An 18090-nucleotide genomic window follows, 5' to 3' on the forward strand; every position below is an offset into this window, starting at 1 on the left:
GGAGATTTTTTTCGGTGCGCGACGGTTTTTCCGGCGACGACAGCGCAAAGGATGACAGCGACGTCGAACGCGACCTTTTCGGCGCGCCGGTCGGGCAGATTCGCGAGCGTTGGGGCCGCCCATCGTTCAAGAAAACACAGCAGAATCAAGAGCTTGTCGCGCTCCTTCGTGCCGATGGCTGGACTCATGACCGCATCGCCGCCTATCTGGGCTGCGATGCCAAGACGCTCGCGAAACATTTTTCCCGCGAGCTCCAGTACGGCTCCGACCTCATCCGCGGCATGGCGCTCCAGGTGACCCTCCAGCGGATGCGCCAGGGCAACTCGGTCGCCACCGGCCGCCTTCTCGATCTCACCCTCGAGGCCGGCAACCCCGCGGTCCCAATCGTGCCGAAGCCCGACAAGGCCGCCCCGCTGGGCAAGAAGGAGGCCGCCCTGGCCGAGGCGCAGACCGCCCATGAGGGCACCGTCTGGGGCGACATCCTGCAGTGACCGACGCCTGGTCGTTTGCCTGCCCGGACTGGGTCGAGCGCCTGAAGGCCGGCCGCTCCCTCGTGCCAGACCTGCCGCTCGATGTCGCCGAGGCCAACCGGGCCGTGGCCATCTTCGACAAGCTGCGCCTGCCCGACGTGCCGGGCACGCCGGCCCTGAAGGAAGCCGCCGGAGAATGGGCCCGCGACATCGTCCGCGCTGCCTTCGGCTCGCTCGATCCTGAGACCCGCTCGCGGCGCGTGCCCGAGATCTTCGCCCTGGTGCCGAAGAAGAACTCGAAGACCACCTATTGCGGCGGCGCCGTCGCCATCGTCGCCCTGCTCGCCAACAAGCGGCCCCGCGCCGAGATGCTGTTCATCGGCCCGACGCAGGAGATCGCGGACCTCGCCTTCCAGCAGGCCTCGGGCATGATCGCCTGCGACCCGGAAGGCTACCTGCAGAAGCGCTTCCACGTCATCGAGCACCAGAAGACCATCCTGGACCGGCTCACCCGCGCGAAGATGAAGATCAAGACCTTCGACCTGAAGGTGATCACCGGGTCCAAGCCGGTCGTCGTCATCCTCGACGAGCTGCACGTCATGTCCCAGCTCTCCTACGCCTCGCGCGTCCTCGGCCAGATCCGGGGCGGGCTGATCCCCAATCCCGAGAGCCTGCTCATCATGATCACCACCCAGTCGGACGACGTGCCCGCCGGGGTCTTCAGGACCGAGCTCGACTATGCCCGCGGCGTCCGCGACGGCCGCATCACCGAGGACGTGCGCATGCTGCCGATCCTCTACGAGTTCCCCGAAGAGATGCAGGCCTCTGGCGCATGGCGGAACCCGGATGTCTGGCCCATGGTCCTGCCAAACCTTGGCCGCTCGATCACGATCGAGCGCCTGCTGCCGGAATACCGTGGCGCCCGCGACAAGGGCCTGGAGGAGGAGCGGCGCTGGGCCTCTCAGCACCTCAATGTCGAGATCGGCATGGGGCTTCACTCAGCCCGCTGGCGCGGTGCCGACCTCTGGGAGGAAGCGACCGATCCATCGCTCGCCGAGCTCGGCGCCTTCCTCGATCGCTGCGAGGTGGTCACCGCCGGCGTCGATGGCGGCGGCATGGACGATCCGCTCGCGCTCGCGCTCATCGGCCGCTGCCACACCACGCGTGACTGGCTGCACTGGGGCCGGGCCTGGGTCCAGCGCGCGGTGCTGGATCTCCGCAAGGATATCGCAGAACGGCTGCTCGACTTCGAACGCGACGGCGACCTGGTGCTCTGCGAGGACGCGACGGAGGACATCATGGCCCTGGTCGACATCGTCGAGCGCGTCCACCACGCCGGGCTGCTGCCAAAGGAAAACGCTGTCGGGCTCGACCCCTACATGGTCGGCGCCCTGGTCGACGAGTTCGCCACGCGCGGCCTCACGGTGCCGGCCCTGGTCGCAGTCGGTCAGGGCACGCGGCTGTCCCCGGCCATCTGGGGCCTCGAGCGCAAGCTGAAGGACGGCACGTTCAGGCACGGCGGCCGGCGCGCCATGGCCTGGAATGTTGCGAATGCCAAGGCCGAACAGCGAGGCAATGCAGTGCTGATCACCAAGCAGACGGCGGGCAAGGCGAAGATCGACATGCTGGTGGCGGCCTTCAACGCTGCGATGCTGATGGCCAAGAATCCGGAGGCCGACGGTCCGTCGGTCTACGAGACCCGCGGCGTCCTGATGGTCTGACGCACCATGGGCCTCCTCGACTTTCTGCGCCGGTCCTTCCGGTCGGACGCGTCCCCGCGCCCGCGTGGCGAGAGCATCACCTTTCTGGACTGGGACGATCCCATCCTCCAGGAGCTGCTGCGCGGCGGCTTCGAATCGGCCTCCGGCATGCGCGTCACCGTCAGGACCGCGATGCGCAACACGGCGCTTTTTCGCGCCACGACGCTGATCGCCAATGCCATCGGCATGCTGCCGCTGCACCTGATCGACGACGAGACCAAGCAGAAGGCGTCCGATCATCCGCTGTTCCGGGTGCTCCACCGGGAGCCGAACAGCTTCCAGAGCGCCTTCGACTTCCGTGCCCTGATGCAGCTGCGCGCGCTGGTCCACGGCAATGCCTATGCCCTCATCATCCGCTCGCGCGACCTTCGGCGCGGGCAGGAGGTCGTCACCGCCCTAGTGCCGATCGATCCGGAGCGGGTGACGATCCACCAGGGCGAAGACTGGTCGGTGACCTATGCCTATGCGGCGCCCGATGGAACGGTGCGTGAGCTGCCGGCCTCGCAGATCTTCCACCTGCGCGGCGCGACGCTGGACGGCCTCTGCGGCATGTCGGTCGTTCGCCAGGCGGCCGAGGCGATCGGGCTGGCGCTCTCGGCCGAGCTTGCCGCCGCGCGCTTGTTCCGCCATGGCACCTTCGTTGGTGGCGCACTCACCCATCCGGGCAAGCTGTCCGAACAGGCTTTCGCGCGGCTGAAGGCCAGCCTTGCCGAGAAGGAGGGCGCCGACAACGCCGGCAAGAACCTCATTCTCGAGGAGGGGATGAAGTTCGAGACCTTTGCCTCGAATGCGCGCGACGCCCAGCTCACCGAACTGCGCAAGCTCCAGGTCGAGGAGATCGCCCGCATCACCGGCGTGCCGCGCCCCCTGCTCATGGTGGATGAGACGTCCTGGGGTTCGGGCATCGAGGCGCTCGGCCACTTCTTCGTCCAGTACGCCCTCGGGCCGTGGTTCGAGGCCTGGCAACAGGCGGTCGAGCGCTCGCTGCTGACCGCGGCCGACAAGGATCGTTACGCCGTGAAGTTCAATGCCGGCGCGCTGCTGCGCGGCTCGCTCAAGGACCAGGCGCTGTTCTTCTCGCGGGCGCTGGGGGCCGGCGGCCACCCCGCCTGGATGAGCCAGAACGAGGTCCGCGACATCGTCGACATGCCGTCCCGCGAGGGTGGCGACGCGCTAAATCCCGGCACCGGCCGCGGATCACCCGGTCCCGGAGAAGACGGAGAGACCCATGCACCGCCCTAGGATTGTCGCCTCTGTGCGTCCGCGCCCGCCGGTCATGCCGGTCCCGGCCGGCCTCGATGTGGCGGCGCTGAGCCGGCCGGAGGTGGTCGAACGCTGGACCGCCGAAGCCGCGGGCATCCGCGCGGTCGAACAGGGCGACAACGTCATCACCATGTTCGACGTGATCGGCGAGGACTTCTGGTCCGGCGGCGGGATCACGGCCAAGAGGGTCACAGCCCAGCTGCGCGCCATCGGATCGCGGCCTGTCGAGGTGCAGATTAATTCGCCCGGCGGCGACATGTTCGAGGGCATCGCGATCTACAACATCCTGCGCGAGCACCCTCAGCCCATCACCGTCAAGGTCATGGGCATGGCCGCGTCGGCCGCCTCCATCATCGCCATGGCCGGCGATACGATCGAGATCGGCGCCGCCTCCTTCGTCATGATCCACAATTGCTGGGTGCTGGCGCTGGGCAACCGGCACGACCTGCGCGAGACGTCCGACTTCCTGGAGCCGTTCGATGCGGCCATGGCGGATGTCTATGCCGCCCGCTCCGCCCAGGACCGGGTCGACATCGTCCGGTGGATGGACGCCGAGACCTACATGTCCGGCTCGCAGGCCATCGAGCGCGGCTTTGCCGACGCGCTGCTGCCGGCCGATCGCATCACCGTCGATCCGGACGCGAAGGCGGCTGCCCGCGCGGTCAACGACCTGCGTTGCATGGAACTGCAGCTGGTCGCCTCGGGCCTCAACCGGGCCGACGCGCAGGCTCGCATCAATGCCATCCGCGGCACGCCCAGCGCCGGCGCGGCTGGCTGGCTCGGCGACCTCGCCGCGCTGGTCGAGACAGTCACCCAGTCCACCACCCGTCGCTGAAGGAACCCCGTTATGCGTGAACTGCCCCGTAAAATGCCCCGCGGCCTTCTGGTCTCGCCGCGGGCCGATCTCGATCCCGCCGCCGCGATCGCGGCGCTCCACAAGGCCTTCGACGCGTTCAAGGCGGCCAACGACGAGCGGCTGAACGCAAAGGCCGACATCGTGCTTGCCGAGAAGGTCGACCGCATCAATGCCGCGGTCGACGAGTGCCAGGCCGCGCTCAACGCCGTGAACGCCCGCATCGCCGCTGCCAGCCTCGGCGCCGGCGTTGCCGACGACGAGGCGAAGGCCGCGGGCCGTTTCGGCCTGGAGGCTGGCACGAAGATCTCCGTGGAGGACTACCGGTCCTACCGCACCGGCCTCAATGCCTATCTCAGGCTCGGCAACGCCGCCGGCAAGACGGTTCAGGCGGCGATGTCGGTCGGGTCCGACCCGGACGGCGGCTATTCGGTGGTGCCGGACATGTCGGGCCGCATCGTCAAGAAGGTGTTCGAGACGACGCCGATGCGCCAGCTCGCCTCGGTCACGACGATCGGCACCGACCGCCTCGAGGGCCTCAACGACCTCGGCGAGAACACCGCCGGCTGGGTCGGCGAAACCCAGCCGCGACCGGCCACTGACACGGCGCGCCTCGGCAAATGGGAGATCCCGGTCCACGAGATCTATGCCTACCCGCAGGCGACCCAGAAGCTGCTCGACGATTCCATCTTCGACATCGAGGCCTGGCTCGCCGACAAGGCGGCCGAGCAGTTCGCCCGCAAGGAGAACACCGCCTTCATCGCCGGCGATGGCGTGCTGAAGCCGAAGGGCATCCTGGCCTATCCGACCGCTGCGACCGCCGACGCGTCCCGCCCCTGGGGCACGTTCGAGCACGTCGGCACGGGCACCTCCGCCGGTTTCGGCGCCGGCGCCAATGGCTCCGACAAGCTGATCGACCTCGTCTATGCGGTGAAGTCGGCCTACCGCAACGGGGCCAGCTTCCTGATGTCGCGCGCCACCGTTGGCGCGGTGCGCAAGCTCAAGGACGGTCAGGGCAACTACCTCTGGCAGCCGAGCCTCAATGTCCTCGCCGGCGGCACGCTGCTCGGCTTCCCCATTGCCGAGGGTGAGGACATGCCGGCGATCGGGGCCAGCTCGCTGTCGATCGCCTTCGGCAACTTCCGCGAGGCCTATCAGATCGTCGACCGGATCGGCATCCGCGTCCTGCGTGATGCCCTCACCAACAAGCCCTATGTCGGCTTCTACACGACCAAGCGGGTGGGCGGCGGCGCGATCTCCTTCGAGGCGCTGAAGTTCCTCCGCTTCGCCTGACCGGTCTTTCCGGCAGCCTCCGCAACCGCGGTGCCGGGCGCCCTCCGCCCGGCCTCCACCCTCACCACCTCCTCAAAGAAAGGATCCGCGACATGCGCGATCTTGCGAGCAATCTCGGCCTGGCCGCTTCCATCGTCCCGGCTGTCCAGTCCGACACCGTTACCGGCGACCCCGTCGACCTGGCCGGCTTCGACGGCGCCATGGTCGTAATCCCGACCGGGGCGATTGCCGGTTCCGGCAATTTCACCGCGAAGGTGCAGGAATCCGACACGACCACCAGCGGCGACTTCACCGACGTGGTCGCCAAGGATCGTGTCGGCGACCTGCCGGCGAGCCTTGCGGCTTCGGCCGTCGTCAAGCAGGGCTATATCGGCGCAAAGCGCTACGTGCGCGTGGTGCTAACCAAGAACAGCGGCACCAGCATCGCGGCCGGTGCTGTCGTCGTTCGCGGCCAGCCCGCCCAGAAGCCCGTCGCCTGACGGGTGCCGCCATGCCCGACGTCGCCGTCTCCAGCCTCGTGCCCTTCTGCACGCTCGCAGACCTCAAGCTGCAGCTGCGCGTGGAAAGCAACGAGGAGGACAATCTCATCCTGCTCCATCTGGAGGCGGCGACGCAGCAGATCATCGACATCGTGGGAGACACACCGGTTCCGGAGGAGAAGGCCCCACTGTTTCGTGCGGCGGCTGTGATCATCGTCACGGACCGGTTCGAGAACCGCGGTGGCACGCAGATGGCCACCGGCCTGCCGCGCGCGGCCGAAGGGCTGCTTGCCCCCTACCGCAATCTCAGGGTCTGACCATGCCCGACATTGCCGGCGCCCTCCGCCACCGCGTCGAGATCTGGGCTCAGCAGGCCACCGACGGGGCCATGGGCCGCCGCATTGGCACGCCCACGCATGTCGACACGGTCTGGGCCTCGGTCCGGCCGGACCGGGGCACCACGGCGCAGGAAGGGCAGGTGGCGGTGGACCGCTGCGACCTCATCGTTACCATGCGCAACCATGGCGCCGTGAGGGACCTGACCGGCGACCACGTCCTGCGGTTCCAGGGTCAGCCCTACCGCATCCGCTCGGTCGAGCCCGCCAATCCGCTCAACGGCCGGCGCACCGCCTATTGCGTGCGCGAGGCGCCGGGGCGCCTGCCATGAGCATCTACGGCCTTGCTGCCCGTGCGGTGATGTTCGCGGCCTCCGGACCTCCCTCGGAGCTGTCGATCGCCGGCGCGGCCCTCGGCTACGTCGCGCCCGGCCGGCAGTTCACGCAGGGCGCGGTCGGCGTGCTGCGCGTGCTCGATACGCTGGTCGAGCTGAACAAGGTCGCGAAGGCCGTCTCCTCCCTGGCGCGGCGCGGCGCCGACACCGCCGCCGAGGACATGGTCCGCCTGATGCGCGAGCGCGGGCCGGACGACACCTTCCGCCTGGAGCGCGGCACTCGCTGGCGCCGGGAGGGCGACATCGTGGTTGTCGAGGCACGCGCCCTGCGCGCGGCCATGGCGGGCGAGGAAGACTACGCACCGTTCGTCGAATGGGGCACCGAACATGCCGGGCGCCAGCCCTTTTTCTGGGATTCGGCGCGCGAGGTCATGGAGGCCACGCGGCGCCGCTTCGCGGAGGACCTCGACCGCCTGGCCGATGAGTTCAACGGGTGATTCTCGTGGCCGTCCCGCCCGCGCAAGCCGAGGGCGTGCCGGGCTCGCAGCGCACCCTGACACCCCTGCAGGAAGGACCGCCATGCGCTACCGCGTCACCCAGGCCCGCGTGCTCACGGGCTATGACAAGTGCTCCTACCAGTACGATGCCGGCGCGGAGCTCGACGACGCCACCGCGCCGGAGGATCACGTCTCCCGCCTGATGGCCGCCGGCGTGCTCGAGCCGATCGCCGAGGCTCCGCCGGAAGACATGCGTCCCGCCTCCGCATCGGGGCGAGCGCGCCCTCGGCTTGCGCGGGCGGGCGAGCCCAAAGACGAAGCCTAACCCATGTCGCCCGAGATCGCCGTCGGCGCCGCGGTGAAGGCGCTGGTCGCCCCGGCCGTCGCGCCGGTGCTCTACTACGACTACGTGCCGCACGGCGACGTGCTGGCAACACCGCTCGTCGCGCTCGGCATGGTCGCGACCGACAGCAAGGCCGACCGCTGCGGCTCCAGCTGGGACATCGCCTTCCGCCTCCATGTCTTCGGCAAGTTCGCCGACCGATCCCAGCTCTGGACCCTCGTCCACCTGTTGCGCACGACGCTGCATGGCACCGAACTCGCGCTCGCCGCGCCCTACGCCGTCACCGCGCGGCTGAGGGAGCGGCGCTCCGCCGACCAGAACGACCGCCTGCAGGCCTTTGATCAGGCCTTCATCGACTTTTCCCTCACCGTCTCCACCGCACCCTAAGGAGCGCTCAATGACCACGGCCCCCAAGCAGGAAATCGAGCTCAAGCAGCTCTTCGTCTCGGATGCCGGCACCGTCTCGGCGCTCGTCATCGGCGCCGGCGGCGCCGATTTCACCACGGCGCCCGCCGTCACCTTCATCGGCGCCTGCACGCGCCCGGCCCAGGCCGTGGCCGAGATCGCCGCCGGTGCAGTCTCGGCGCTGCACATCATCGATCCGGGCGAAGGCTATGCGGCGGCCCCCACGGTCGGCTTCACCGGCGGCGGCGGCACCGGGGCCACCGCCACCGCCACGGTCAATGCGGCTGACGCCTCCGGGCGGTTCAAGTTCCTCTGCTTCGTCACCTCGTGCGAGGCGCAGGAGCAGCGCAGCTTCCAGGAGCGCCGGGTGCGCGACTGCGACGTGCCTTCGGCCAAGCCGGTGACGCAGGTCACCTCCGGCTCCTACTCGGCCAATTACAGCCTCACCGGCTTCGCCAGTCCCGCCCGCCTGACCTGGAAGCTCCTGCGCAATGCCATCCGCTCCGGCCGGCGCCTCGAGTTCCAGGACAAGGACGACATGCTCGCCAAGGCCGGCGGCGGCGCCGATGTCTTCCTGGCCTATATGGAGAACCTCGGCACCTCCATGCCCGACGAGGGCACGGTCGGCTTCACCGCCACCCTGAAGGTGGACGGCGCCAAGGCCTGGGCGCCGGCCGCCTGATGGGCCGCATCTGCATCCTGCGCCCCTTCGGCGGGCGCACGCGGCCGTTCCAGCTGACGCTGGGCGCCGTGGAGGAACTGGAGCGGCTGTGCGATGCCGGCGCGGGCCTCATCCTGCGCCGGCTGGAGACGCTCACCTGGCGTCATGCCGACATCCGCGAGACGATCCGTCTTGGCCTGGTCGGCGGCGGCCTCGGCGAGCCGGAGGCCACGCGCCTGATCGAGGCCTATGTCGATGGCCAGCCGGTCGCGCCCTTCCTGTCACTGGCCGCCGCCATCCTCGCCGCCTATGCCACCGGCCTGGACGAGGTCCTAAAAAACGAGGGCGGTCCGGCGGAGGGGGACGCGGCACCAGCCGTCCCGCCGGACCCGGCGACATCACCCCCTTCGTCACCCTCGGCCTCCTGATCGGGCTTCAGCCCTCCGAGGTGCGCCGCATGACCCTGCCCGACCTGATGGAGGTCGCCGATGGCGTGCTCGCCGTGCGCGCCCCGAAGGGCGGCAAGGGCCCGGCCGCGCCGCCGCCCGTGCCGGACGAGGCCATCAAGGCCGCGCTGAAGCGCCTCGACCGGCTGTTGCCGGACTGACCCTCCCCAAGCCAGCTGACCTCCAGCCGAAAGCTGCCCGTGCGCCCTCTCGTTATTCCCTTCCGCGCCGATACCGAACCGGCCAGCCGCGCCATCGCCACGCTGGCCCGGGCGGTGGCCACCGGCATGGGGTCGGTCTCGGCCTCGGCGCTCGCGGCCCACCAGGCCACCGGCTCCTCGCTCGGCGGAATCGCGCTCACGGCCGCGCGCGCTGCGGCCTCGCTGACCGCCTTCCACTATGTCGCGCTCGGTGCCTTTGCGGCCTTCACCGCGGCGGCTGCAGCTGGCGCGGCCGAGCTCGGCCGCTTCGAGCAGATCGCCAAGCGCGCGGCCGACGCCAATGTCGGCACCACCTTCTTCCAGGCCTTCTCCGTCGGCGCCCATCAGTTCCGGCTCGAGGTCAAGGCGCTTGAGGAGGATCTGTCGCGGCTGGAGCGCTCGACGCGCGACCGGTTCGATGGCGAGCGCGCCGGCGGCGTCTCCAACCGCGCCCGCGACCTGCTGCAGGAGCGCTTCCGGGGCACCAACGATTTCGGCATCAGCGCTGCGCCAGCCCTGCTCGACGCGGCCACCAGTGCCGAGGAGCGCATTCAGGCCGTGCTCGTCGGCCTGCGCGACATGGAGGCCGCCGGCCAGCGGCTTGCGGCCATCGACCTTGCCCGCCAGCTCGGCCTCACCGCCCTCGCCGAGCAGGTCGATCGCGGAACGGCTTCCTTCGCCGGCTTCCTTGCCGAGGTGGAGAAGACAGCCGCCTCCGGCGTCCGCGACGGCAGCCTGGTCTCGCCCGAACTGATCGCCCGCGCCGAAGAGCTCAAGCGCCGCTGGGAGGCCAACACCCGCGAGCTGCAGCAGAACCTCCGGCCCATCCTCGACGAATGCGCGCGCCTGGCGCTGGCCATCGGCAATGGAGCCGCCTGGACAGCCGAGCAGTTCACCCGCGTGGTCGGTGTGGTCGGCCGGGCGGTCGGCCTGATGCGCGAGCTTGCCAGCCTCGTGCCCGCCACCATGGCCGGCGCAGTGGCGGCCACCGAAGAACGAACCATCACGGGGCTGCAGACCCGGCTGCGCGATGCCGGCCTTACGCCGCTCCAGCGGCGCGGGCTGGAGGAGCAGTTGCGCACGGCCGAAGCGAGCCGCGCGCGGCGCGAGGCCTCGCAAGTGCCGGAGGTGCCGATCCTTGAGCCGCCATCAGTCCGGGCGGCCAGTGCGGGCGTGTCCTTTGACGCGCCGGTCCCCCTTCGTGACCCCCGCAGCGAAGCGGAGCGCAACGGCCGTCAAACCGGCACAGCTGGTGGCGCCTCGGCCGACGAGACCGACAAGCGCACCGAGGCCGTCGAGAAGTTCATCCGCACCCAGGAGCGAGCCATCGCCCTGTCGCAGGTCGAGCTGGCGACGGTCGGCCGCTCGGCGGTGGAGCGCGCCCGGCTCACCGAGGTGGTCAAGGCCGAGGCCCAGGCGCGCGAGCAGGGCGGCCGGCTCACCGAGGCCGAGCGCGACAAGGTCGCGGCACTGGCGGCCCAGCAGCAGATTCTGAAAAACGCCATCGAGGACGCGACGGCCGCCCAGCGCGCCCTTTCGGATGCCCTGAAATATGGCGGCGACCGTCTGATCGACCTGGTGTTCCGCGGCGGGAAGGCCTCCGACATGCTGCGCGGCCTGGCCGCGGAGCTGGCGCGCGCCGCGCTGACGGGGCAGGGCATCTTTGCGCAACTCATGGGGCTCGCCCCGGCCGCCGGCTCGCCCGCCGGCTCGCTTGGTGGGCTGCTCGGCCTGTTCAGCGGGCTGTTCGGCGGTGGTGGCGGTGGCGGTGCGGGTGCTCCTCTCAATCTTCTGGCCTTCATGCAGCATGCTGGCGGCGAGGCGGGAAGCGGGGTCCCCATGATCGCCCCGGCCGCGCTGTTCGCCGGCGCGCCGCGCGCCCATTCCGGCCGGCGGCTCGGCGCCGACGAGGTGCCGATCATCGCCCAGCTGGGCGAGGAGGTGTTGACCCGCAGCCAGCGCCGCGCCACCGCCCGCGCGCTGGACATGGCCGACCGTGCCGGCGAGGCCACGACGGGCCGCGCCGCCGGCAATGCCGTGTCGATCGGTGACATCCGCGTCGATGCCCCTGGCGCCAGCCGCGCCGATGCCGAGGAAATCGCCCGTCGGGTCGATCAGCGGATCCGCGAGGTCACCGTGCCGTTCCTGCAGGGTGAGAACGCTCGCGGCGTCGAGATCGACCCCTATACGCGGGGCCTGTCGTGAGCGCCGTCGTCCTGCTCGCCGATGTCGGCGGGCTGCCGGTCCTGCCGACGGGCACGGCCTATGCCACCGGCCGGTTCGACCAGCCGAACGTCTTCGACGTCTCGCAGGGCGAGGACGGCACGGTGATCGAGGCGGAAGTCTTCGATCCCCGCTGGATCCTCGAGATCGAGACCGCGCCGCTCGACTATCCCGACTATCACCGGATGGAGGGCTGGGTGAACCGCGTCCGCCTCCTGCATCATGGGCGATTCCTCGGCTTCGATCCGCGCCGGCGCCGCCCTTTTGCTGCCGGCAACGGCGTGACACCGCCCTCGGGCGTCACGCTCTCGGCCAGCGTGCCGGCGGCCACGCCCCGGCAGGTGGCGCTTGCCGGCCTCGGCGCCGGCTATGCCCTGTCGGCCGGCGATCATCTCGGCTTCGTCTCGACCTCCGGCGTGCGCGTCGTCCACCGCATCGTGGCCGATGTGGTGGCCGATGGCGCGGGCGCCGCCACCGTCGACGTGCTGCCGCGCGTGCTGCTGGCGGCGGCCTCCGGAACGGCGGTGACGCTGGACCGGCCGCTCGCTCTGTTCCACCTCGACCCGACCTCGCTCGCCATGGACATCGACCGCTCGGTCATCGGCTTCCGCGCCATCCAGGTGAACAAGGTGCTGAGCGAGCTTTGATCTGGCGGCGCCTGCCCGCGCAAGCCGAGGGCATGCGCCGACGCAACCTCACCCTGACGCCACTTTCCGCATCGTACACCGCGCCCGCGCAAGCCGAGGGCGCGGTTCGTCGCAACCGCCCTCTGACGCTCTATCCGGAATCCTGTGCCCCGCAATCTCTCGACCAACACGCTGAATGCCTTCCGCCGGCCCCGCGGCGGCTGGCGCTGGATGCTGCGCTTCGACTTCGACGCGCCGGTCGGGTCCGTCGGCTTCTGGTCCGGCTCCTGGGACATCGTCCATGAGGGGGTCACCTATCGGCCCGGCGGGGCGCTGGAGGTGGCGACGCTGGCCTGGGCGGATGGCGGCTATGCCCAGCAGGTCGAGGTGTCGCTGCGCACCACCCGCGACCGCACCATCCCCGACGCCGAGGACGTCTTCGCCTCGATCGAGACCATCCCCTATGTCGGCCGGCCCGTGCGGATCTACGACTACATCCTCGACGCCGAAGGCCGGCTGGTCGAGGTGCTGCTCGAATGGTCCGGCACCTGCGGCCCTGTCCAGCACGAACACGACACCGAGAAGGGCACGGTTCGCGGCACCATGGTGCTGGAATCGGACAGCTACGACATGGGCCGCCGCGAGACTTCCACCTTCTCGCCGGCCCTGCTGCGGTCGATCTTCCCGGGCGACGCCGGCCTCGACGGCGTGGCCGTGGCCGCCACCATCAAGATCGACCTGAAATGATGGTCCTGACCACTCCTCCTCCTCGCCGGCCGGGCTGGGAGCTGCGCATGGTCGCAACGCTCGACCGGCTGGGCGCTCTGGAGCCCGGGTGGGGCCGCCTCGATTGCATCGTGCTGGCCAGCGACCATGTCTGCGCCCTGACCGGTGCCGATCGGTCGTTCTGGCCCTCGGGTTGGACAAGCGAACAGGCGGCCGGGCGCCTGCTGCGCCGCCTCGGCCATGCCGATGTCGGCAGCCTTCTGGCCGCCGTGCTGACCGAGATCCCGCCGGTCATGGCCCATGTCGGCGATCTCGGCGTCATCGATGGCGGCCGGCGCGGCCCGTCGGCCGTCGTCGTCCTCGGCGACCGCCTCGCCGCCGTCACTGATGCCGGCCTCGTGCGCGACCTGCCGCGCGAGCAGCTCCTGCGCGCCTTCAGGGTCTGACATGCCGCCCGTCGCCGCCGCCATCGCCTTCTTCTCGGTCACGCTCCCGACTGCGATCGCCGGGGCGCTCGCCATCCCGCTGGTTGCCGCCCAGGCCATTGTCGGCCTCGGCATCTCGGTCGGTTTCAGCCTGCTGGCGCGGGCGCTCACCCCGCGGCAGAAGCCGCCCGGCCAGCAGTTCGAGGTCAAGGTCGGCGCCAATGTGCCGTTCTTCACGGTCTATGGCCGCACGAAGCTGGGTGGCCTGCTGCTGCCGCCGGTGCAGACGGCGACGAAGGTCTATCACGTCAGGGCCTTCGGGATCGGCGAGATGGATGCCCTGGAAGCCATCATCGTAGATGGCCGGCGGTGTCGCTTTGAGGGGATCGCCGGCCAGTGGACCGATGCCGGCGCGGTGCGTCAGTCGGCGTTTGGCGCGGTGGACTGGGCCGGCAGCCCGGTCAATCCGGGTGACACCGCGTCGGGCGTCGCCACCGGCGATCCGCCCGCGACGCCCGGCCTGCAGGGCGGCGCCTCGGGCTCGGCCTGGACCAATGTGCTGGAGTTCAAGCGTGGCTCGGCCGCGCGGATGCGCGTCAAGTTCTATCCGGGCCGGCAGGACCAGGTGGCCGACACCACCCTGCCCGATGTAGCCCAGGCCGACGCCCAGGGGCGGAAGCTCTGGACCTCCGATCACCGGCTGCGCGGCATCGCCTATGTGATTGTCGAGATCCAGCCCGACAGCGAGGTGCAGCTCTCGGCCGCGCCGTCGCTCGAATTCGTGGTGCGCGGGCGGAAAGTTCTCGACCCGCGCAAATGCACCGCCCTCGGCGGCACCGGCAGCCACGACCTCGCCGACCCCGCGACCTGGGAATGGTCGGACAATGCGGCGCTCTGCCATTTCGACTATCGGCGCGGCGTGCGCCTCGGCACCACCAAGGTGCTGGGCGTCGGCACGCCGCTCGCCCGCATCCACATGCCATCTGTCTTTGCCGCGCTCGCCGCCTGCGATGCCCCGCGCGCGCTGCCCGACGATGCCAGCGAGCCCATGTGGCGCCTCGCCGCCGTCATCGGCAACGACCGTCCGCATCGCGACAACCTGCAGATTGTCTACGACACCATGGCGGGTGCCGAGACGGAGGTGGGCGGCACGTTCCGTATCCGCGCCGGCGCCCTCGAGACACCGGTTGCGACCATCACCGATTCCGATCTGGTCAAGGGGCCGCGGCGGTTCCGGGCGCAGGTGCCGCGCATGGACCGGCGCAATGCCGTCACCGGCAAATATGCCAATCCGCTGAAGAACTATGAGATTGAGGACCTGCCGGTCCGCTTCTCGTCGGAGGACGAGGCGATCGATGGCGGCGAGCGGATGACCAGCGAACTGACGCTCGGCCATGTGCCGAGCGCCACCCAGGGCCAGCACCTGATGGAGATCCGCCGGCGGGCCCAGCGGCTGACGCGGTCGGCGACGATCACCGTGCCGCCGCGCCTGCGCAATCCGCTGGTCGGCGAGGTGATCTCCTGGCAGTCGGCGCGCTGGCATGCCGGGGAAACCTACGCCTACCGGATCGTGTCGTGGCGTCGTAACCGCAACATGACGCTGACGCTCGGCCTCGCCGAGACCTCTGCGGGCATCTGGCCCTGGGATCCGGACGAGGACCAGCTTTCGGTGCTGGAGGCGGCGGACCTGCCCTCGGCCGCCGAACGGCTGGAAACCGCGCCGGGCTTTGCGGTCGTGGCCTCGTCGGAGGCCGGCGACGACGGTCAGGTGCGCCCGATCTTCCTCGTCTCCTGGACGCCGATCACCGACCCCACGGTCAAGGCCCTGCTGGTGCGCTATCGCGTGGTGGGCAGCGAGGCCTGGCAGGAACAGCGCTTCTCCGGCGCGGCGGTGCTCGCGGCCGGCGAGGGCAAGATCGTCTCCGGTGTCCAGGCCTCCACGGCCTATGAATTCGCCTATGACCTCGAGACCCTGCCGACGCGGGTGACGGAGCCGGCGGTCCTCGGCGCGCCGGTCGTGGCCAGCGCCGAGCATGTCGTGCGCACGGCGCAGACAGCGGTCACCGTCGTGCCCGGTGCGATCGACTGGGATTCGTTCGATGAGGCGTTTCAGGAGCGCGTCGAGGATGTAGAGCAGGCGGCGCAGGATGCCTTCGACGAGGCCGGCGCGGTCCGCACCGAGGCGCTGGCTGCGGCGGCCGAGGCCCTTGCCGCGGCGCGGGCAGCCGCGGACGAGGTGCAGGACATTGTCGCCTCGCTCTCCGGCGACCTGACGCGCGCGAACGAGGCCGGCTCGCGGATCGGCGTCACGATCAGCCAGCGCATTTCCAACCTGTCGCAGGCGCTCGCGTCGGCCCTCGCTGTGTCGGAGGACATGCGCGGCGCGCTGGGCGATCTCGGCTGGGAGCGCCGCGGGCCGGGCGGGGCTTCGCGCTTCCGGGCGGTCGACACGATCAACAACGGCCTCACCAGCCTGTCGACGACGGTCGACCTGCTCGCCGGCCGGGTCGATACGATCGTTGCGGCGAGCGGCGACGGCCTGGGCGAACTCGAGGCCGAGTTGTCGGTGATCCGGCAGACGCTGGACGCGGTGCAGGGCCTCTACGAGGCGCTGGTTGTGACGGTCAATGGCACGACCGGTTCGGTGGCGTCGCTTGAGTTCCGCATGGGTGCGGTCGAGGGCGCGATCACGTTGCTCGCGTCGCAGGCGAGCCTCAATGCCGTTGTGGAGAGGCTTGACGCGGCCGAGGTCCAGATCGCCTCCGGCACGGTGACGATCGAGACCATTGCGGCGCTCCGTCAGTCGCAATCCGTGGCGTCGCAGACCCTCGCCGAACTGCTGGCGCGGTTCCAGGCTCTTTCCGATGTGCAGTGGGAGCAGGCGGCCGCGACGCGGTTCCGGCTGGACTCGCGGATCGACGCCAACGGCCAGTCCATCGCGACCTTGCAGATCGACCTCGCCGCGCTGACCCAATCCACGGCGGCGACATTCTCGTCGCTGACGCAGTCCATCGCGAACGCGACGACGGCGATCACGACGCAGATCAATCTGTTGCTGGCACAGGTCAACAGCCCGACGACGGGTCTGGCCGCCACTCGCGCTCAAATCTCCACCGCAGCCGTCGCGCAGGCGACCACCAACGCCGCGCTGGCTGCCCTCATCACCGCACTCGAGGCGGTGGTCTATACCGGCTCGAACAGCAACACCGCGCTGAGCGCCGCGATCACGGCCGCGAATACGGCGCGCGCCAACGGTGACGACGCGCTGGCCTCGTCGATCACATCGCTTGATAGCCGTCTGACCTCGGCAGAAGGGGTCAACACCTCCCAGGGCACCGCGATCTCCGCCCTCGATACGCGCGTGACGGCGGCGGAAGGGACAATCACCTCTCAGTCCTCGTCGATCACCAGCCTCAACTCAGGGCTGACGACGGCGAATAGCAATATCGCCAGCAATACGACCGCCATCGCGACCAAGGCTGATGCCTTGGCCCTGTCGGCCCTCGATACGCGGGTGACCGCCACCGAAGGCGCTATCACATCGCAGGCCACGGACATCACGGCGCTGGAGACCGCCGTCAACGACCCGACCACGGGGCTGTCCACCAAGGCCTCGGCGGCGTCCGTTACGGCCGTTCAGTCGCAGGCGGATAGTCAGGGCACGACCCTGTCGTCGCACGCATCGACCCTGTCGACGCACACGACAGAGATTGGCAACAATGCTTCTGCCATCTCCTCACTGGCATCGAGCAAGGTCGATGCGGCTGGGGCGGCCTCGATTGCTCAGTCCGAGATGGAGAGCCGCTTCGGGGTTGAAGGCGCCTCGGGCAGCATCGAAAATGCGATTGCTGATGCTGTCACGCTCGCCGGGACCAAGGTCGATGCGGCCGGCGCGACCGCACTGGCCCAGACGGAGGTCAACGCCGCGATTGGTGACGTGACGGCCAATGGCCTGTTCAGGGTCGCCGCAGCCACCACGCCCTCCGGCGCCACCTCGGCCGCCAAGCTGCTGGTCAAGGCGGCCGACAGCGGCAACTATGCCGACGCCGGCATCGAAATGGTCGCCATTGCCGGGGGCGGCGGCTCGCCGCAGGGCTATCTCGTGCTGGTGGGCAACCGCATCTATCGCCGTCCGTCAGGCGGCGGCGATCCGATCCTCATGGTCGATTCCGACGGCCGGTTCGTCGGCCCGTCGCTCACGCCGGGCGCCACCATCCAGGTCTTGCCCTACGAGCGCGACGTCTCGACCGGCTATGTCAATGTTGGCACCGGCTCGACCACAGGCGGCGGCTCGAACTCGTGGCGGGAGGAGAAGATCGGCGAGATGAGCCTGATCGCCAACACGGCGGCAGTCATCGGCGGGACCGGCTCTATCGTGCCGATTCAGACCACGATGGAATTGGCCGTCGATATGACGATCAACTATATGGCGGCGCTTTTGACCGCGCCTGTTCTTGGCATCCGAATGCTCGCCCGCCCTGTCGGTGGTGGCTCAGACGTGATCCTCATGGATCGCGTGGTGCCGGTCTCGTCGGAGAGTTACGGCAGCGGCACGAACAATTGGTATTGGCGTTGGGGCTCAAACGAAGCCGACCCGAAGGTGTCCAATTCCGTGCGAGCGCTGCCGGCCGGAGACTATGACATCTACCTCGCCTGGCGCTGGTCCTATGCGCCCGTGTCGTGGGCCGACTCTGCCTACACCGTCCGCCTGAGCGGCAATTTCGCGGTCTTCGCCTTCATCCGCTGACCC

General features: G+C 69.7%; 19 protein-coding genes. All 19 read left to right on the forward strand.

All coding sequences use genetic code 11. The annotated features are described in order from the left end of the window. The first annotated feature begins 14 nt into the window (after positions 1-14). The 19 genes from ACTIFS_RS03335 to ACTIFS_RS03425 all read left to right on the forward strand — a co-directional run bounded on the left by ACTIFS_RS03335 (position 15) and on the right by ACTIFS_RS03425 (position 18087). The gene (locus ACTIFS_RS03335) at positions 15-491 is read left to right on the forward strand and encodes a hypothetical protein (RefSeq protein WP_439572623.1); all 477 of its coding nucleotides are present in this window, start codon (positions 15-17) and stop codon (positions 489-491) included. Beyond that, positions 488-2191: a terminase large subunit gene (locus ACTIFS_RS03340; protein ID WP_439572624.1), complete on the forward strand. Its 1704-nt coding sequence runs from the start codon at positions 488-490 to the stop codon at positions 2189-2191. Before ACTIFS_RS03335 ends, ACTIFS_RS03340 begins: the two co-directional genes overlap by 4 nt. 6 nt (positions 2192-2197) lie before the next feature. After that, complete coding sequence (locus tag ACTIFS_RS03345; RefSeq protein WP_439572625.1) at positions 2198-3472, forward strand: phage portal protein; 1275 nt, start codon at positions 2198-2200, stop codon at positions 3470-3472. Next, positions 3459-4328, forward strand: a complete 870-nt coding sequence (locus ACTIFS_RS03350) for a head maturation protease, ClpP-related (RefSeq protein WP_439572626.1) — start codon at positions 3459-3461, stop codon at positions 4326-4328. Before ACTIFS_RS03345 ends, ACTIFS_RS03350 begins: the two co-directional genes overlap by 14 nt. 12 nt (positions 4329-4340) lie before the next feature. Next, on the forward strand, positions 4341-5639 hold the full coding sequence (locus ACTIFS_RS03355; protein ID WP_439572627.1) for a phage major capsid protein: 1299 nt from the start codon (positions 4341-4343) through the stop codon (positions 5637-5639). A 92-nt stretch (positions 5640-5731) separates the two neighbouring features. Beyond that, positions 5732-6118: a hypothetical protein gene (locus ACTIFS_RS03360; protein WP_439572628.1), complete on the forward strand. Its 387-nt coding sequence runs from the start codon at positions 5732-5734 to the stop codon at positions 6116-6118. An 11-nt stretch (positions 6119-6129) separates the two neighbouring features. Beyond that, positions 6130-6435: a head-tail connector protein gene (locus tag ACTIFS_RS03365; protein ID WP_439572629.1), complete on the forward strand. Its 306-nt coding sequence runs from the start codon at positions 6130-6132 to the stop codon at positions 6433-6435. Positions 6436-6437: 2 nt separating this feature from the next. Beyond that, positions 6438-6785, forward strand: coding sequence for a head-tail adaptor protein (locus ACTIFS_RS03370; protein ID WP_439572630.1), 348 nt, complete (start codon positions 6438-6440; stop codon positions 6783-6785). Then, a complete protein-coding gene (locus ACTIFS_RS03375) occupies positions 6782-7285 on the forward strand; it encodes a hypothetical protein (RefSeq protein WP_439572631.1) in 504 nt (167 codons plus the stop codon). Before ACTIFS_RS03370 ends, ACTIFS_RS03375 begins: the two co-directional genes overlap by 4 nt. 82 nt (positions 7286-7367) lie before the next feature. Beyond that, complete coding sequence (locus tag ACTIFS_RS03380; RefSeq protein WP_439572632.1) at positions 7368-7610, forward strand: hypothetical protein; 243 nt, start codon at positions 7368-7370, stop codon at positions 7608-7610. 3 nt (positions 7611-7613) lie between these two features. After that, entirely contained in the window at positions 7614-8015 is a 402-nt protein-coding gene (gene gp17 / locus ACTIFS_RS03385) for a tail completion protein gp17 (RefSeq protein ID WP_439572633.1), read from the forward strand. A 10-nt stretch (positions 8016-8025) separates the two neighbouring features. Beyond that, a complete protein-coding gene (locus ACTIFS_RS03390) occupies positions 8026-8715 on the forward strand; it encodes a hypothetical protein (RefSeq protein ID WP_439572634.1) in 690 nt (229 codons plus the stop codon). Beyond that, positions 8715-9122: a gene transfer agent family protein gene (locus ACTIFS_RS03395; protein ID WP_439572635.1), complete on the forward strand. Its 408-nt coding sequence runs from the start codon at positions 8715-8717 to the stop codon at positions 9120-9122. Before ACTIFS_RS03390 ends, ACTIFS_RS03395 begins: the two co-directional genes overlap by 1 nt. 29 nt (positions 9123-9151) lie before the next feature. Further along, positions 9152-9301, forward strand: a complete 150-nt coding sequence (locus ACTIFS_RS03400) for a hypothetical protein (RefSeq protein ID WP_439572636.1) — start codon at positions 9152-9154, stop codon at positions 9299-9301. A 39-nt stretch (positions 9302-9340) separates the two neighbouring features. After that, a complete protein-coding gene (locus ACTIFS_RS03405) occupies positions 9341-11545 on the forward strand; it encodes a hypothetical protein (protein WP_439572637.1) in 2205 nt (734 codons plus the stop codon). Next, on the forward strand, positions 11542-12210 hold the full coding sequence (locus tag ACTIFS_RS03410; protein ID WP_439572638.1) for a hypothetical protein: 669 nt from the start codon (positions 11542-11544) through the stop codon (positions 12208-12210). Before ACTIFS_RS03405 ends, ACTIFS_RS03410 begins: the two co-directional genes overlap by 4 nt. A 144-nt stretch (positions 12211-12354) precedes the next feature. Then, on the forward strand, positions 12355-12936 hold the full coding sequence (locus ACTIFS_RS03415; RefSeq protein WP_439572639.1) for a hypothetical protein: 582 nt from the start codon (positions 12355-12357) through the stop codon (positions 12934-12936). Continuing rightward, positions 12936-13361: a DUF6950 family protein gene (locus ACTIFS_RS03420; RefSeq protein ID WP_439573034.1), complete on the forward strand. Its 426-nt coding sequence runs from the start codon at positions 12936-12938 to the stop codon at positions 13359-13361. The genes ACTIFS_RS03415 and ACTIFS_RS03420 overlap by 1 nt, the downstream gene beginning before the upstream one ends. Before the next feature lies 1 nt (position 13362). Continuing rightward, on the forward strand, positions 13363-18087 hold the full coding sequence (locus tag ACTIFS_RS03425) for a hypothetical protein (RefSeq protein ID WP_439572640.1): 4725 nt from the start codon (positions 13363-13365) through the stop codon (positions 18085-18087). Positions 18088-18090 lie beyond the last annotated feature (3 nt).

The organism is Phreatobacter sp., from assembly GCF_051860605.1.
Classification (GTDB): domain Bacteria; phylum Pseudomonadota; class Alphaproteobacteria; order Rhizobiales; family Phreatobacteraceae; genus Phreatobacter.

What these genes read in the sequence shown, in the direction of transcription:
- ACTIFS_RS03345 (WP_439572625.1), top strand. Translation starts at nt 2,198, where the DNA reads ATGGGCCTCCTCGACTTTCTGCGCCGGTCCTTCCGGTCGGACGCGTCC.
- ACTIFS_RS03350 (WP_439572626.1), top strand. Translation starts at nt 3,459, where the DNA reads ATGCACCGCCCTAGGATTGTCGCCTCTGTGCGTCCGCGCCCGCCGGTC.
- ACTIFS_RS03355 (WP_439572627.1), top strand. Translation starts at nt 4,341, where the DNA reads ATGCGTGAACTGCCCCGTAAAATGCCCCGCGGCCTTCTGGTCTCGCCG.
- ACTIFS_RS03360 (WP_439572628.1), top strand. Translation starts at nt 5,732, where the DNA reads ATGCGCGATCTTGCGAGCAATCTCGGCCTGGCCGCTTCCATCGTCCCG.
- ACTIFS_RS03365 (WP_439572629.1), top strand. Translation starts at nt 6,130, where the DNA reads ATGCCCGACGTCGCCGTCTCCAGCCTCGTGCCCTTCTGCACGCTCGCA.
- ACTIFS_RS03370 (WP_439572630.1), top strand. Translation starts at nt 6,438, where the DNA reads ATGCCCGACATTGCCGGCGCCCTCCGCCACCGCGTCGAGATCTGGGCT.
- ACTIFS_RS03375 (WP_439572631.1), top strand. Translation starts at nt 6,782, where the DNA reads ATGAGCATCTACGGCCTTGCTGCCCGTGCGGTGATGTTCGCGGCCTCC.
- ACTIFS_RS03380 (WP_439572632.1), top strand. Translation starts at nt 7,368, where the DNA reads ATGCGCTACCGCGTCACCCAGGCCCGCGTGCTCACGGGCTATGACAAG.
- gp17 (WP_439572633.1), top strand. Translation starts at nt 7,614, where the DNA reads ATGTCGCCCGAGATCGCCGTCGGCGCCGCGGTGAAGGCGCTGGTCGCC.
- ACTIFS_RS03390 (WP_439572634.1), top strand. Translation starts at nt 8,026, where the DNA reads ATGACCACGGCCCCCAAGCAGGAAATCGAGCTCAAGCAGCTCTTCGTC.
- ACTIFS_RS03395 (WP_439572635.1), top strand. Translation starts at nt 8,715, where the DNA reads ATGGGCCGCATCTGCATCCTGCGCCCCTTCGGCGGGCGCACGCGGCCG.
- ACTIFS_RS03400 (WP_439572636.1), top strand. Translation starts at nt 9,152, where the DNA reads ATGACCCTGCCCGACCTGATGGAGGTCGCCGATGGCGTGCTCGCCGTG.
- ACTIFS_RS03420 (WP_439573034.1), top strand. Translation starts at nt 12,936, where the DNA reads ATGGTCCTGACCACTCCTCCTCCTCGCCGGCCGGGCTGGGAGCTGCGC.
- ACTIFS_RS03425 (WP_439572640.1), top strand. Translation starts at nt 13,363, where the DNA reads ATGCCGCCCGTCGCCGCCGCCATCGCCTTCTTCTCGGTCACGCTCCCG.